Raw genomic sequence first — 14838 nt, forward strand, 5'->3', positions numbered from 1 at the left:
TTTGAGAATGGCTTCGGCTTATTGTCGCAGCCGGATGCCTGAGACACTACCGCAAGTACTGGCTGACTTCGACAAGATTGCCGTCCGGATCGCGAAAATAGACAGACATCATCGGACCGCGCGCCCCAATGCGCTCGACCGGTCCCAGTTCGAGCGCAACGCCATTGGCTTCGAGACGGGCACGGATTTCGTCGAGTGGTCGTTCGGTGACCAGGCAGAAATCGCCTGACCCTGGCGTCGGCGCCTTTGCCTTCGGCTCGAAAGTGCGGCGGATTTCATGGACATTGATCTTCTGGCTGCCAAAAGCCAGCGCTGTCGGCCGGCCCGGCGTATCGATGCGCTCGAAATCCAGCACGCGCTGGTAAAAGACGCAGGTCGCTTCGAGCGACGCCACCGTCAGCACGAAATGATCGATCCCAACGATCATTTCGAGTTTGTTGTCATGCATGTCGTCACTCCCAAAACCGCCGCACACTTTTGGGCGACATGCATGGTCAGATGTTGCGGCTGCCAGGCTTGACCGCGGGTATCGCGGCAAGCTCCGGCGGCAGCCGGTCTGGCGGATAGGCCGGAACCTCATATTCGGCGAGCGCGATCAGCGGCACGCCGACATGGGTCTTGCCGGCGGAACGGTCGATGATGCAGGCGGCGGCCACCACCTCGGCGCCAAGCTCGCGCAGGCACTCGATGGTTTCGCGGATCGACAGGCCGGTGGTGACGATATCCTCGACGATGACGACGCGCGCGCCCCTGGCGATCTCGAAGCGGCGCAGGCGGAACTCGCCCCCTTCCCGCTCGACCCAGATCGCCGGCACACCGAGATGGCGCGAGGTTTCGTAGGCCGGGATCAGGCCGCCGATCGCCGGGCCGACGACATAGTCGATCTTGCCCGGCACTGCTGCCTGGATCTTTTCGGCCAGCGCCTTGCACAGCCGCTCGGTCTTGTCGGCATGCATGAACACCCGTGCCTTCTGCAGGAAGACCGGGCTGCGCAGGCCCGACGTCAGGATGAAATGCCCCTCCAGAACAGCACCCGCCTCGCGGAAAATACCCAGCACTTCATCGGTCTTCATCTGCGCCCCTTTTGAATTGACCCTGATCTTGTCCGAAAACCGGTTCCCACTTTTCGGGATCAGGATCTAGCCATTCACACGCCGTGCGTCGCTGACGCTCGAATTGTCCTTGAGCTGCGACAGCAGCCGGTTGAGATGCTTCAGATCCCAGACTTCGAGATCGATCAGCATTTCGGTGAAGTCGGGCGCGGTGCGCACCATCGACAGCGTATGGATGTTGGCGTCGTTGGACGCAACGACCTGGGCGATATCGGCGAGCGAGCCCGGCGCATTGATGGCGGTGACCGAGACACGCGCGGGGAAGCGCTCCTTGGTGCGCTCGTCAATGTCCCAGCGCACGTCGATCCAGCGCTCAGGCTGGTCATCGAAAGCCTGCAGCGCCGGCGACTGGATCGGATAGATGGTGATGCCGGTGCCCGGCTGAACGATACCGACAATGCGGTCGCCCGGCACAGCACCCTCCGGCGCGAAGCGCACCGGCAGGTCGCCGCGCACGCCGCGGATCGGCACGGCGCCGTCGCGCGGCTGGTCCTTGTCCTTGCGCGCGGCGCGGCCCGGAATCTGGAACAGCATGCCGGCGGCATTGCGGATCTTCGACCAGCCCTCCTCGCGCTGCTTGGGTGCTGCCGGCGTGACACGCTCGTCCTTATAGTCGGGGAAGACAGCCTTCATGACGTCGGTGGAGGCAAGTTCGCCGCGGCCGACGGACGCCAGCACGTCCTCGATGTCCTTGCGCGCCAGCCGGTGCAGGACCGGCTTCAGGCTTTCCTTGGTGAAGGACTTGCCGGCCCGTTCGAAGGCGCGTTCGAGAATGCGCGCGCCGAGGCCGGAATACTGCTTGCGAATGGCGTTCTTGGTGGCCCGGCGGATAGCGGCGCGCGCCTTGCCGGTGACGACGACCGATTCCCAGGCGGCCGGCGGCACTTGCGCCTTGGAGCGGATGATCTCGACCTCGTCGCCATTCTTCAGTTCCGTCATCAGCGGCATGATGCGGCCATTGACCTTGGCGCCGACGCAGGTGTCGCCGACATCGGTGTGCACCGCATAGGCGAAATCGATGGGCGTGGCGCCGCGCGGCAAGGCAATCAGCATGCCCTTCGGCGTGAAGCAGAACACTTGGTCCTGGAACAGTTCCAGCTTGGTGTTCTCGAGGAAATCCTCGGGATTGTCACCTTCGGCAAGCTGCTCGATGGTGCGCCGCAGCCAGGCATAGGCATTGGTCTCCTTCGAGATCGCATGGCCGGCACCGTTCGTCTTGCCGCCGGTGTCCTTGTAGATCGAGTGCGCCGCGACGCCGTATTCGGCGATCTTGTTCATCTCGCGGGTGCGGATCTGCAGCTCGACGCGCTGGCGCGAGGGGCCAACGATGGTGGTGTGGATCGAGCGATAGTCGTTCTGCTTCGGCGTCGAGATGTAGTCCTTGAAGCGGCCGGGCACCATCGACCAGGTGGTGTGGATGGCGCCGAGCGCGCGATAGCAGTCCTCGACCGTATCGACGACGACGCGGAAGCCGAAAATGTCGGACAGTTGCTCGAAGGACAGCGCCTTGGCCTCCATCTTGCGGAACACCGACCACGGCTTCTTCTGGCGGCTCTTCACGCCGGCGTTGATGGCGTGCTTTTCAAACAGCGCCGACAGCGCCTTTTCAATGTCGGTCAGCACGCCCTTGTTGCGCTCGAAGATTTCGGCAAGCCGCGCGGTGACGGCGCGGTAGGCTTCCGGATTGATGTAGCGGAAGGCGATCTCCTCCAACTCCTCGCGCATGCCTTGCATGCCCATGCGCCCGGCCAGCGGCGCATAGATGTCCATCGTCTCCTCGGCGATGCGCAGGCGTTTTGCCTCGGGCATGTGGTCGAGGGTGCGCATGTTGTGCAGGCGGTCGGCGAGCTTGACCAGCAGCACGCGGACGTCTTCAGAGATCGCCAGCAGCAGCTTGCGCAGATTCTCCGCCTGCTCGGCCTTCTTGGAGACGAGATCGAGCTTCTTCAGCTTGGTCAGGCCCTCGACCAGCTTGCCCATTTCGGGGCCGAACAGATCGTCGATCTCGGCCCGCGTCGCCGTGGTGTCCTCGATGGTGTCGTGCAACAGGGCGACGGCGATCGTTGCCTCGTCCATGTGCATTTCGGTGAGGATGGCGGCTACTTCGAGCGGATGCGAGAAATACGGATCCCCGGAAGCGCGCTTCTGGTGTCCATGCTTCTGCATGGCATAGACATAGGCCTTGTTGAGCAACGCCTCGTTGACGTCAGGCTTGTAGCGCTGGACGCGCTCGACAAGCTCATACTGACGCATCATGGGCGGAATCTCTCAGCGATGAAATGAATCATGCGCCGCACTGCTGTACGGCGCATGTCATAGATAGCCACGAAACTGCCGGGACGGAAGTGCCGGAAACGTGTTCCGGCCAGGTCCAGAAAACTCTCTTAGTAGTCGTCGCTCTTTTCCGGCGGAACCAGACCTTCGATGCCGGCCAGCAGGTCTTCCTCGGTCATGCGATCGAAGGTGATGTTGTCCTCGGCGTCGTCGGTTTCGGTGGCCGCGACAGCGGCGCCGGTCTGATCGGCGATCACCTCGCCATCGGCTTCGGGCTCGTCGACCTCGACATGCTTCTGCAGCGAATGGATCAGATCTTCCTTGAGGTCGTCGGGCGACAGCGTCTCGTCGGCAATCTCGCGCAAGGCGATGACCGGGTTCTTGTCGTTGTCGCGAGGAACGGTGATCTGTGCGCCCTGGCTGATCTGGCGAGCGCGGTGGCCGGCCAAAAGCACCAGCTCGAAGCGGTTGTCGACCTTGTCGATGCAATCTTCAACGGTTACGCGGGCCATGGACTGCCCCTTTCATGCCTGGATTTGATGGAAAACAGGCGCGGTCCATAACCCGAATGCCGCCAAAATACAAGCATCATGGCATTGGCGGGCCATTGGGGCGCTTAATCCCCCTGTCCAGACCCCGGATTTGGCAAAACCAGCCGCGTCGTTCGTTCGACGCCGCGATCACAATTGCTTGCATTGCCGCATCACGCCTTGGATTGCCACCAAACTGGCGTTATCTCGAATGGACAAGGTCAGCCGGTTTATTAAGAGCCTGACCGATAGTCGCTACCGCATTTCGTTTAGACGGCCGCATTTTCGAAAAGGAATATTTTCCATGTTCGACCCACGTGAAAAAATCGCCCTGTTCATCGACGGTGCCAATCTCTACGCCACCTCCCGGGCGCTCGGCTTCGACATCGACTATCGCAAGCTTTTGTCGAGTTTCCAGAAGCGCGGCTATCTCTTGCGCGCCTATTATTACACCGCGCTGGTCGAGGATCAGGAATACTCCTCGATCCGCCCGCTGATCGACTGGCTCGACTATAACGGCTTCAAGGTGGTGACCAAGCCCGCCAAGGAGTTCACCGACTCGACCGGCCGCCGCAAGATCAAGGGCAATATGGACATCGAACTGACGGTTGATGCGCTGGAGCTCGCCGATGTCGTCGACCACTATGTCATCTTCTCCGGCGACGGCGACTTCCGCACGCTGGTCGAGGCGCTGCAGCGGCGCGGCCGCAAAGTGTCGATCGTCTCGACCATGGCCTCGCAACCGCCGATGATCTCGGACGATCTGCGCCGCCAGGCCGACCATTTCATCGACCTGACGACGCTGAAGAACGAAGTCGGCCGCGATCCCTCGGAGAGGCCCGTGCGCCGGCCCGAACCAGCTGAAGTCGATGAGGATGACTACTGAGGCCGGTCGCCTTGACCATCCTCCTCGCCTCCGAACCGAACCGCGACTGCCCGCTCTGCCCGCGGCTGCATGATTTCATAGCCGAGTGGCGGCAGCGCGAGCCGTCCTGGTTCAACGCGCCGGTGCCGACCTTCCTGCCGCCGCAGGGCGAAAACACCGTCCAGCTTCTGATCGTCGGGCTGGCGCCCGGCCTGCGCGGCGCCAACTGCACCGGCCGTCCGTTCACCGGCGACTACGCCGGCGACCTGCTCTACTCGACGCTGATCGCGCACGGCTTCGCACGCGGTGAGTTCAAGGCGCGGCCCGATGACGGGCTGGAGCTTGTCGGCACGGCGATCACCAATGCGGTGCGCTGCGTGCCGCCGGAGAACAAGCCGGTCGGGGCCGAAATCTCGACCTGCCGGACGTTCCTGGTGCCGACGATCGCGCGCTTTCCGAAGCTGCGCGCCGTGCTGGCGCTTGGGTCGATCGCGCACCAGTCGACCGTGCGTGCGCTTGGCGGGCGCGTCGCCGCCTATCCGTTCAAGCATGGCGGGCAGTTGCCGGCCGGCGGCATCACGCTGTTTTCCAGCTATCACTGCTCGCGCTACAACACCAACACCGGTGTCTTGACGGAGGAAATGTTCGTCAACGTGTTCCGCGAGATCGCGGCATTCCTGCAGATATAGATTCACACCTCAGGGCACCGGCGCGAGCAGCGCCGCCAATTTCTCCGGCCCACCCCGCAGAACGTTCAGGTCGACGTCACCCTCGATACCGTCCACGCGCCCCCGATTGTGGTACTGCCAATAGACCCAGTCGTGGCGGTCCGGTTCTACCAGCAGCGAGCGAAGCCACAGCGGGCGGGCGACGATCTGCCCGGCATAGGCGGCCTGCGCCTCATCGGTCAGATAGACGATCGCCGTCTTGCCGAACGCCGCCTCGACAGGTCCGAGGAAAGCCTGGAGTTCGGCATTCAACTGTTCGGGCGATGGACGCTGCGGACAGTTGCCGCCAAACTCGACATCAACCACCGGCGGCAGCAAGGGCTGATCGCGCGGCACCACCGAGATGAAATTTTTCGCCTGGTCGGCACCCGGCCGGCAGAAGGTGAAGAAATGATAGGCGCCAACGGCGATGCCAGCCGCGCGGGCCTCACGCAGATTGCTGGCAAAGGCGCTATCGACATGATCTCCGCCCTCGGTCGCCTTGATGATGGCGAAGGCGACATCGTCGGCGGCAACGCGCCACCAATCGATCTGGCCTTGATGATGCGAGACGTCGATGCCTCTGACCGGATATTTGTTGCGGTCGGGAGAATAGGTGTGGAAGTAGAAGAAGCCGCCGGCCACGGCCATCGCCGCAAAAACCAGGCTCATCGATCCCCAGAGGATGATCCGGTCCTTCAAGGCAATCCCCTCTGGTATCTGCCGGTTGCGCTCGCCCCAAACCTGGAAGCCAACCGGGCTTTTCGAGGGCTACCGCCAGATATCTGTCACCCACGCTCCTTCAAGAGCCGGCCCTTCTCGCGCGACCAGTCGCGCTGTTTTTCGGTTTCGCGCTTGTCGTGTAATTTCTTGCCGCGACCGACGGCGAGCAGCAGCTTGGCGCGGCCCTGGTCGTTGAAATAGATTTTCAGCGGCACCAGCGTCATGCCTTCGCGGTCGACGCTCTGCGAAAGCTTGGCCATCTCGCGCTTGTTGAGCAGGAGTTTGCGCCGCCGCCTGGGTTCGTGGTTGAAGCGGTTGGCCTGCAGATATTCGGGCAGATAGGAATTGATCAGCCAGATCTCGCCGCCTTCGACAGAGGCATAGCTGTCCTGGATATTGGCCTGGCCCTGGCGCAGCGACTTGACCTCGGTGCCGGTCAGCACCAAGCCGGCCTCGATCGTGTCGAGCACCTCGTAGGAAAACCGCGCCTTACGGTTTTCCGCAACGGTCTTGTTGTTGGGATCGGCTTTTCTGACTTGATTCATGATGTGGAGAGGTGGCGCCTCATCTTCAATTAATCAAGCCGGCGTGCTTCATGGCCGCGTCGATCTTCGCCGCGGTCGCTTCCTCGACCGTGACAAGCGGCGACCGCAGCACATTCTCGACCTTGCCCAGCTTCGACAGAGCGTATTTGGCGCCGGACACGCCGGGCTCCAGGAAGATCGCCTTGTGCAGCGGCAGCAGACGATCCTGCAGCTCAAGCGCCTTGGCGCTGTCACCGGAGAGCGTCGCCTCCTGGAATTCGGCGCAGAGCCGCGGGGCGACGTTCGAGGTCACCGAAATGCAGCCGACGCCGCCATGGGCGTTGAAGCCGAGCGCCGAAGCATCCTCGCCGGAAAGCTGGATGAAATCCTTGCCGCAGGTCATGCGCTGCTCGGACACACGCTCGACCTTGCCGGTCGCATCCTTGACGCCGACAATGTTCTTGAAGTCGTGCGCCAGCCGGCCCATCGTCTCCGGCATCATGTCGATCACCGAGCGCGGCGGGATGTTGTAGATGATGATCGGCAGCTTGGTCGCCCTGGCGACGGCGGCGAAATGCTCGTAGAGGCCGCGCTGCGTCGGCTTGTTGTAATAAGGCGTGACGACCAGGGCGGCGTCGGCACCGGCCTTTTCGGCATATTGCACGAGGCCAACCGCTTCCGCGGTGTTGTTGGAACCGGCGCCGGCAACGACCGGGGCGCGGCCCTTGGCCACCTCGATGCAGACCTTGACGACATGGCGATGCTCATCATGCGACAGCGTCGGCGACTCGCCGGTCGTGCCCACCGGAACCAGGCCTGTCGTGCCTTCCCCGAGCTGCCATTCGACAAACGCGCGAAAGGCTTTCTCGTCGAAACGCCCGCTCTTTTCGAACGGTGTCACGAGCGCAGTAAGCGAGCCTCTCAGCATGTCGTCCAACTCCTTGGGACTTGTTTGTTCATGCACGTCGTTGTCCCAAAACCGGTACCCACTTTTGGGCGACATGCATCTTTGGTTTATGCATGTCGTTGTCCCAAAACCGGTTCCCACTTTTGGGCGACATGCATCTTTGGTTTATGCATGTCGTTGTCCCAAAACCGGTATCCACTTTTGGGCGACATGCATCGGTGTCTTGTCGATCAGTTTGTCGTGTGCGCCTTCTAACTGAAAGCGAAGCGGCGCACCATAGTCTCGACATGGTTGCGCGGCAAGCATTGCCATGGTGCCAGCAAGCGCAATTCGAACGGCCTCGATAACCCTTTGTTTACGAGCCCTTCACGACCTAAGTTTAGGCTTCGAGGCATCTTCGCCTGCTGGTACAATGCGGGACCAGGGAAAGACACGAGATCATGCCGACCCGTCGGCCTCACCTCTTCGCGCTGCTTGGCGCCATCGCCGCGCTGATGCCCGGTGTGGCGATCAGCAGCAGCGTGGATGCGCGGGTCACCTCGGCGATCCCGATTCCGAGCCCGCAGGACAGCGCGCAGCGGGCCCCCTCACCCAGCGTCGCCCTGTTGAAAACTGGGCTCGACGCATTGGCGGCCGGCGACATTCCCGGCGCGCGTGGAGTGCGCGATGCGCTTCCCGCTCAATCGCTCGACCAGCACATACTGGCCTGGGCGATCGCACTTTACGGTGGCGACAAGGTTCCGAGCGGCGACATCGCCGCCGCCGCGAAAATGCTGCCCAACTGGCCGGGCACCATTGCCTTGCGCAAGAACAGCGAGCGGGCGCTCTATCGAGAAAACCCCGCTCCCGACATCGTCGTTGCGGCGTTCGATGGCAGCCAGCCACAAACATTCGAAGGCATCATGGTTCTCGCCCGCGCCTATGTGGCGACGGGCAATGTCAAGGCGGCGCGCTCGGTGCTGTCGCCGTTCTGGCGCACCACGATCCTGGAAGCCAAGGACGAGACGGCGCTGATCAAGGAATTCGGCAGTCTGATCCCTGCCGCCGACCACCGTTTTCGCATGGACCGCATGTTCTATGCCGACCGGGTGAATTCCGCCCTGCGCATTGCCGGCCTTGCCGGCGCCCAGCAGTTTGCCGAGGCCTGGGCCGCGGCCGACAGAGGCGACAAGAATGCGTCGAAACTGCTGAAGGCCGTCCCGGTGTCGCAGCGTTCTGCCGGCTATTTCTTCGCGCAGGCCGAGTATCTGCGCAAGCAGGAGGATTTTGCCGGCGCCGCCGCCGTCGTGATGAAGGCGCCGACGGACCGTGAGGCTCTGGTCGATCCAGACGCCTGGTGGGTCGAGCGCCGGGTGCTGTCGCGCGAACTGGTCGACCAGGGCGACATGAAGACCGCGTACAAGATCGTCGCCACGCATGCCGCCGAAAGTGCTGCCAATGCGGCCGAGGCCGAGTTCCATGCCGGCTGGTATGCGCTGCGGGGCCTCAACGACCCAAAGCTTGCCGTGACGCATTTTTCGCGCATCGCCGACCTTGCCCAAGGGCCGATGACCCTGTCGCGCGCCTATTACTGGCTCGGCCGCGCCGCGGAAGTCGGCGGTGCCGGCAACGCCAAGGACTATTTTGGCCGCGCCGCCGCTTACGGCACGACCTTTTACGGCCAGCTTGCCGCAGAACGCGTCGGCCGCCAGGCGCTCAACATCGTCTATCCCACGCCAAGTGCAGCCGACCGGCAGAATTTTGCCGGCCGCGAGGCTGTCAGTGCGATCAAGCGGCTGCAGGAGGCGGGCTATGATCGCTATGCCGAAACGCTCTATCGCGACCTCGCCGGGCAGTTGACCAGCCCGGGCGAACTGGCGCTGCTCGCTGTCCTTGCCGAAAAACAAGACAATCATTTCATGGCGTTGAAGGTCGGCAAGATCGCCGGCGCGCGCGGCATCGATGTCGGTGCGCTGTCGCACCCGCTCGGCGTCATTCCTGACTCGGCCAATATTTCCGGTTCGGGGAAGGCACTGGCCTACGCGATTGCCCGTCAGGAAAGCGAGTTCAACGTCGGTGCCGTATCCAGCGCCGGCGCGCGCGGGCTGCTGCAGCTGATGCCGGGAACCGCCAAACAGCTGGCGAAGAAGGCCGGATTGCAGTTTTCGCAGGCGCGGCTGACCACCGACGCCGGCTATAACGCCACACTCGGTTCAGCCTTCCTCGGCGAGCAGCTCGATCGCTTCAACGGCTCCTACGTGCTGACCTTCGCCGGCTACAATGCCGGCCCCAACCGGGCCAGCCAGTGGGTGGCCAGATACGGCGACCCGCGCGGCAAGGACATTGATGCGGTTGTGGACTGGATCGAGCGGATTCCCTACACGGAAACAAGAAGTTACGTGCAGCGCGTGATGGAGAATTACGAGGTCTACAAGATGCGTATTTCCGGCAAATACGACATCGTCGGCGACCTGGTGAACGGGCGGAGTTGACCGAAAGATTGCCAACCGTCGAGTATGGGGATCACAGGCCCAACCGCAATCTTTTGCCGACGCAGACGGTTCATGCCTGACGCTTCGCGCACGCACCGCGGTTTCATGGGCGGCACGCGATCCTTGACAAAGATAGGCCAAGTTTTATCGTCGTGGGTTGAATGCAACAGCTTACGCGGGTGGGACTGATGCTGTTGGCCGGACCGGCCCCTTCTGTGCCGCGACGGGTTAGCTATACTGCTACAGGGCGATACAAAGGCACCTTATCTGGACGTGTCGGGTCGAAATGTACGCCTTGTCTGGCGAGGTCGGCGAGGCCTGGCCTTCGCGCCTATGCAGGCAGCCGAAGACTGTCTTGCGGCGGCTGCCGTCTTTTCGCATGTTTATGGCGCTCTATCGGTCGAGGAGTCGCGTCTGGAAACAACATGGCAATCGATGACAAACGACGTCGCTCTCACACACGACATTACGCGTACCGCGTTGCGCGAGCAGTGCCGTGTCAACCAGATGACCCGGCAGTTTCAGACCGCGCGCATTTTTGTGGCTCGGATGGACATCGCTTTGCAGCGCCCAGAACCTAAATTCTCAACGGCAACAAGAAGGCTCTTTGGTGAGCTTGCATTACAAGCCGACCTCATATCTCGTGTCCGAGCGCTTGACGATGCGATCGAGGTCGGAGAGGACCTCTACGAGCTCGCCAATGATAGACTGATCGAACATCGAAACTATCTGGTCGAAGTATGGATCGAAATAGCCGTCCTTCTTGCAATTTTAGCGGAGCTAGCCGTGTTGTTGGTCGATTTCTTTTCTAGATGACTGGTAATCCCTCGAAATTTCCCGACTTCTTCTACGCAGCGCCAGACGGGCTGAGACTTCATGCGCGCGTCTATGGCGACGCGAATTCCGGACACTGGCCGGTCGTCTGCTTGCCCGGTCTGACCCGCAACGCGCGGGATTTTCACGAACTGGCGCTTTATCTTTCGACGCGATCCCCGGTGGCGCGCAAGGTGGTTGCCTTCGACTATCGCGGACGCGGACAATCGGCCCACGATCCCGATGTTAGCCACTACAATGTCGGCGTCGAGGCCGGTGACGTCCTTGCCGGACTGACCGCGCTCGGCATCGAGGAGGCGGCTTTCATCGGCACCTCGCGCGGCGGGCTGATCATCCATGTGCTTGGCGCGCTGCGGCCGGCCGTGCTGAAAGCTATTGTTCTCAACGACATCGGGCCGCTGATAGAAACGGCCGGCCTCGCCCACATCCAGTCCTATCTCGAACGCGCGCCGAAGCCGAAAACCTTCGCCGAGGCGGTGGATGCCCAGCGCCGCGTTCACGCCAAGGATTTTCCTGCACTCACCGATGCAGACTGGACGCGCATGGTGGGGGCGCTCTACCGCGCGACGGATCAAGGGCTGATGCCGGATTTTGATCCGAAACTGGTCGATACGGTCGCCAATCTCGACCTGTCACAGCCATTGCCGGCGCTGTGGCCGCAGTTCGAGGCGTTGACAGCCATTCCCCTGCTCGCTATACGTGGCGCCAATTCCAGGCTTTTGTCGCCTGAAACTCTGGAGCAGATGCGCCAGCGCCATCCGATGATGGAAACGATCACCGTTGAGGGTCAGGGCCATGCGCCGTTCCTTGAAACCGGCAGCTTGCCCGGCTCGATTGGCGCGTTTCTCGACAGGGCGGAACAGCAGAGTTGCTCAGAATAAACTTCAGGAAGCTGAAAATTCAAACTGCCATGACTTTGTAAGCCGAGCGGCCTCTTGGTTCCATTTCGCCATTATTCTTGCCGTGCACAGCAATTCCTAACCGTTTGCCCTCATTGCCACGCCGGCCGTTCGTCACGCGACGAGCCAAGCAATTGGCTTTTCTGCCTGCTTCGCGGACCGCCCCCCACGGAGACGAGAGGAAAGCAGCCGGCAGCAACGCCGGCGCCTCTTCGCATCGCCGATAATTGGCGAATCATCGACGATGAGCTCAGCCTCTATCCCGAGTGGAAGAAGGGGTTGGCCGCAACGTCACAACTCGTCTTGTAACGCCGGCGATTGCGCGACCGCCGATGAGAGCGCCCCTCCCCCACACTACATACGGGGAAAGGATGCCGCCCGGCAGGAGCGCCGACTCGCGCGGCCAATTGGCAAGCTCGGCGCGGAGCTAGAGCAATTCCAGGAAAAGTGTGAGCGGTTTTCCGTCAGGAATTGGATCAAAACAAAGAGTTAGAGTGATTCGCCGTTTCCATGAAACGGTGAAACGCTCTAGTTTGCCTTGGAGCCTTTACCGGGGGCCTTTACCGCTTCGCTCTTCGGCTTGCGCGCCGGCTTCGAGGCCGAAGGCGTGGTCAGCGGCGACGAAAATGCAGAGCTTTCAACGCCGCTGGCCGCTCCACACCCCCGGGGCGTCTCGAGCACGGTGACACAGCCGTCGAGATCATTTGTGGCCAGATGCGCGTAGCGCATGGTCATCGACAAGGTCTGATGACCGAGCCACATCTGCACGCGCCTGATGTCGATGCCGCCCTGGACAAGACGCGAGGCACAGGTGTGGCGCAAGATGTGCGGGACCACCTGATCGTCGGCGCCAAGACCGACTTCGGCTTTCGCCTCGTTCCAGATGGCACGATATTGTGCCTGGCTGAGCTTGGTGAACGGACCTTTGGGCCGGCGGCCCTCGGTCGGAGGCAGCTTGATGACCTCCTTGACCCGCTCGGTCATCGGAATGGTGCGGCTGCGGCCGGATTTGGTGATCCAGAAGGAGACGCGATGTTCCTGGATGTCGTTCCAGATCAGCCCGAGTGCTTCGCCAAGACGGCAACCGCTATCGACCAGGAAGACGGAAAGCCTGTAGGCATCCTCGCTGCGGCTTTTGATGGCGGCAAACAGCCTTGCCTCTTCGTCCCTCTCGAGGAAACGAATCCGTCCCGCCCGCTCCTTCTGGCGGCGGAACTCGGGCAGGCTGTGGATATCCCCCATCTTGTGAGCCTTGCGCAGCAGTTTGCTGAGGGCAGCCATCTTTCGATTGATGGTTGCGTTGCTGTTGCCGCGCTGGCGCAAGGTGCCGATAAGGTTATCAAGGGTACTCTGGTCAAAGGCGCTGAAACGCTCCCCGAGGAGGATCTCGTCTATTTCGCCGATGAAAGAGCTGACATTGTATTTATGCCGCCCATCATCCCACAATATATCTCGATATGCTAGAAAAAGGTCTCCAACCCTATGCGACGTTACTTCCCGGATCTTGTTATATGTATATTTAAACTTTGAATTTTGAGAAGAGAACACCGCAAAATGATCAGAGGGATACCCCTCTTGAATCGCTTCGTTTGTCATTATTGACCACACCCCCGAGTGGATAGGTCAGCCCTAGCCTACTTGGAAGCGTCCTTTCAAGAGTTTTTGTCCGACAAACAATTTCATCCACCTGACGGTGAATCCCACGAAATCGTTCCGCAGACTTTTCAGCTACCGAGTTCCCCCTGTTCCTTCTGTTTTTCCAAAGCCCAGTCACGAAACAAAAACAGCCCGGGCGTGTGTGCGCCCGGGCTGGATTTCACCTGTAAGGAACCAGCCCTTAGAAGGAGCGCTGGAAGCGGAGGATACCGCCGACACCGTCATCCTTGACAGGACGGAAATCGCCAGACGCCTTGTTGAAGTAGTCGACTTCGGCCACGACCTTGAAGCCCGGAACGGCCTCATAAGCGACGTTGGCAGCCAGACCGAAAGTCTTGCCGTCGTCATACGATGCCTGGACGTTGAACGAGGTCTTCTCGTTGAACTTGTAGGTGCCACCGCCCCAAACAGCCCAGCTTCCGTCCCAGTTCTTGTAGAAGTTGTGACCGGAATTCGGGTCGCCAACGTCAGACTTGTTGCCATAGCCGGCCATGACCCACAGCGTGAGCTCGTTGGTCGCAGTGACATCCAGGCGAACCTTGCCCGAGACAGCCTCATAGTTGCTGTCGTATGCAACGACGCCGGAAATGCCACCCCAGCCCTGGGTCCACTTCACGCCACCGACGACATGCGGAACATAGCTGTCGATCGTGTCAGTGCCAGCGCCTTCTTCAAGCGAGACCACGGCCGAGAAGCCGTTGCCGGCATCGAAATAGTACTGAACGACGTTGGTGTCGAAATTGCCGTAGGGAACGAGCGTATCGTCGATCACCTCACCAGCGTAGCCGCTGAACGTATTGAAGGCCGATTCGTCCTTACCGACGCGCAGACCGCCGAGCTGGATCCAGGCGAAGTTCAGCGAAACGCCCTTGTTGCCAGCCTGCCAACCGGTAGGGTAAACCAGCACGTCCGGGGTGGCCGGATTGTTGTCGACGTCCGTCGGCACGCCGGTATAGTCACCGCTGTTGTTGCCGAAGTTGAAGCGGGTCTCGGTGTAGGTCTTCAACGTGCCGAGCTCGGTTTCCTGGCCGGTCCAGGTCTTCAGCGCGAAACGAGCCTGCTTGTAGTAGGTGTCATTGGTGCCGCCATCCAGATGATCTGGAACGTTCTGCACGCCTTCGCGGTCGCCCACGCCGATGTCGTAACGGACATAGCCGCCGATGCGCAGGCAGGTTTCGGTGCCGGGGATGTAGAAGTAGCCAGCGCCATAGACGTCGCAAATCTTGACGTATTCAGCGGGTTCCGGCTCGGCGACGACGACGGCGTCGGCGGCGCGCGCACCGGAAACTGCGATCAGGGCCGCAGCGGAGCCGAGAAGAAGGCTCTTGATGTTCAT

At 61.3% G+C, this 14838-nt stretch carries 14 protein-coding genes; 5 read left to right on the forward strand and 9 right to left on the reverse strand.

The window, feature by feature from the left end; translation table 11 throughout:
- Positions 1–46 precede the first annotated feature (46 nt).
- From ACWGS8_RS25680 to rpoZ, 4 genes are all read right to left on the reverse strand, one after another.
- Positions 47–448, reverse strand: a complete 402-nt coding sequence (locus ACWGS8_RS25680) for a VOC family protein (protein ID WP_454583534.1) — start codon at positions 446–448, stop codon at positions 47–49.
- A 46-nt stretch (positions 449–494) separates the two neighbouring features.
- Positions 495–1073, reverse strand: a complete 579-nt coding sequence (gene pyrE / locus ACWGS8_RS25685) for an orotate phosphoribosyltransferase (protein ID WP_454583535.1) — start codon at positions 1071–1073, stop codon at positions 495–497.
- 66 nt (positions 1074–1139) lie between these two features.
- The gene (locus ACWGS8_RS25690; RefSeq protein ID WP_454583536.1) at positions 1140–3368 is read right to left on the reverse strand and encodes a RelA/SpoT family protein; all 2229 of its coding nucleotides are present in this window, start codon (positions 3366–3368) and stop codon (positions 1140–1142) included.
- A 128-nt stretch (positions 3369–3496) separates the two neighbouring features.
- Entirely contained in the window at positions 3497–3898 is a 402-nt protein-coding gene (gene rpoZ / locus ACWGS8_RS25695) for a DNA-directed RNA polymerase subunit omega (protein ID WP_010915097.1), read from the reverse strand.
- A 322-nt stretch (positions 3899–4220) separates the two neighbouring features.
- On the opposite strand from rpoZ, the gene ACWGS8_RS25700 reads away from it, so the two are divergent.
- A complete protein-coding gene (locus ACWGS8_RS25700) occupies positions 4221–4802 on the forward strand; it encodes a LabA-like NYN domain-containing protein (protein ID WP_010915096.1) in 582 nt (193 codons plus the stop codon).
- 11 nt (positions 4803–4813) lie between these two features.
- Positions 4814–5470 carry a uracil-DNA glycosylase gene (locus tag ACWGS8_RS25705; protein WP_454583537.1) on the forward strand — a complete coding sequence of 219 codons (657 nt, stop codon included), beginning with the start codon at positions 4814–4816 and terminating at the stop codon, positions 5468–5470.
- A 9-nt stretch (positions 5471–5479) separates the two neighbouring features.
- Here ACWGS8_RS25705 and ACWGS8_RS25710 read toward each other — a convergent pair whose 3' ends face one another.
- From ACWGS8_RS25710 to dapA, 3 genes are all read right to left on the reverse strand, one after another.
- Positions 5480–6190, reverse strand: coding sequence for a glycoside hydrolase family 25 protein (locus ACWGS8_RS25710; RefSeq protein ID WP_454583538.1), 711 nt, complete (start codon positions 6188–6190; stop codon positions 5480–5482).
- Positions 6191–6276: 86 nt separating this feature from the next.
- Positions 6277–6756 (reverse strand): SsrA-binding protein SmpB, encoded by a 480-nt coding sequence (smpB, locus tag ACWGS8_RS25715; RefSeq protein ID WP_006202221.1) that lies wholly within the window; start codon positions 6754–6756, stop codon positions 6277–6279.
- A gap of 25 nt (positions 6757–6781) precedes the next feature.
- Positions 6782–7663: a 4-hydroxy-tetrahydrodipicolinate synthase gene (gene dapA / locus ACWGS8_RS25720; protein ID WP_096456303.1), complete on the reverse strand. Its 882-nt coding sequence runs from the start codon at positions 7661–7663 to the stop codon at positions 6782–6784.
- A gap of 419 nt (positions 7664–8082) precedes the next feature.
- Here dapA and ACWGS8_RS25725 point away from each other — a divergent pair, with 419 nt between their 5' ends.
- The 3 genes from ACWGS8_RS25725 to ACWGS8_RS25735 all read left to right on the forward strand — a co-directional run bounded on the left by ACWGS8_RS25725 (position 8083) and on the right by ACWGS8_RS25735 (position 11828).
- Positions 8083–10113: a lytic transglycosylase domain-containing protein gene (locus ACWGS8_RS25725; protein WP_454583539.1), complete on the forward strand. Its 2031-nt coding sequence runs from the start codon at positions 8083–8085 to the stop codon at positions 10111–10113.
- Positions 10114–10446: 333 nt separating this feature from the next.
- Positions 10447–10929, forward strand: coding sequence for a hypothetical protein (locus tag ACWGS8_RS25730; protein ID WP_454583540.1), 483 nt, complete (start codon positions 10447–10449; stop codon positions 10927–10929).
- Positions 10926–11828, forward strand: coding sequence for an alpha/beta fold hydrolase (locus ACWGS8_RS25735; RefSeq protein WP_454583541.1), 903 nt, complete (start codon positions 10926–10928; stop codon positions 11826–11828). The genes ACWGS8_RS25730 and ACWGS8_RS25735 overlap by 4 nt, the downstream gene beginning before the upstream one ends.
- A gap of 546 nt (positions 11829–12374) precedes the next feature.
- On the opposite strand, the gene ACWGS8_RS25740 is transcribed toward ACWGS8_RS25735, so the two are convergent.
- A complete protein-coding gene (locus ACWGS8_RS25740) occupies positions 12375–13442 on the reverse strand; it encodes a tyrosine-type recombinase/integrase (protein WP_454583542.1) in 1068 nt (355 codons plus the stop codon).
- 241 nt (positions 13443–13683) lie between these two features.
- A complete protein-coding gene (locus ACWGS8_RS25745; protein ID WP_454583543.1) occupies positions 13684–14838 on the reverse strand; it encodes a porin in 1155 nt (384 codons plus the stop codon).

This window comes from Mesorhizobium sp. 43Arga (assembly GCF_053714255.1).

Bases quoted from the DNA above. Each gene is read 5' to 3' on its own strand.
- ACWGS8_RS25745 (WP_454583543.1), bottom strand. From the start codon at position 14,838: ATGAACATCAAGAGCCTTCTTCTCGGCTCCGCTGCGGCCCTGATCGCA.
- ACWGS8_RS25700 (WP_010915096.1), top strand. From the start codon at position 4,221: ATGTTCGACCCACGTGAAAAAATCGCCCTGTTCATCGACGGTGCCAAT.
- ACWGS8_RS25740 (WP_454583542.1), bottom strand. From the start codon at position 13,442: ATGACAAACGAAGCGATTCAAGAGGGGTATCCCTCTGATCATTTTGCG.
- rpoZ (WP_010915097.1), bottom strand. From the start codon at position 3,898: ATGGCCCGCGTAACCGTTGAAGATTGCATCGACAAGGTCGACAACCGC.
- smpB (WP_006202221.1), bottom strand. From the start codon at position 6,756: ATGAATCAAGTCAGAAAAGCCGATCCCAACAACAAGACCGTTGCGGAA.
- ACWGS8_RS25690 (WP_454583536.1), bottom strand. From the start codon at position 3,368: ATGATGCGTCAGTATGAGCTTGTCGAGCGCGTCCAGCGCTACAAGCCT.
- ACWGS8_RS25730 (WP_454583540.1), top strand. From the start codon at position 10,447: ATGCAGGCAGCCGAAGACTGTCTTGCGGCGGCTGCCGTCTTTTCGCAT.
- ACWGS8_RS25680 (WP_454583534.1), bottom strand. From the start codon at position 448: ATGCATGACAACAAACTCGAAATGATCGTTGGGATCGATCATTTCGTG.
- dapA (WP_096456303.1), bottom strand. From the start codon at position 7,663: ATGCTGAGAGGCTCGCTTACTGCGCTCGTGACACCGTTCGAAAAGAGC.
- pyrE (WP_454583535.1), bottom strand. From the start codon at position 1,073: ATGAAGACCGATGAAGTGCTGGGTATTTTCCGCGAGGCGGGTGCTGTT.
- ACWGS8_RS25735 (WP_454583541.1), top strand. From the start codon at position 10,926: ATGACTGGTAATCCCTCGAAATTTCCCGACTTCTTCTACGCAGCGCCA.
- ACWGS8_RS25725 (WP_454583539.1), top strand. From the start codon at position 8,083: ATGCCGACCCGTCGGCCTCACCTCTTCGCGCTGCTTGGCGCCATCGCC.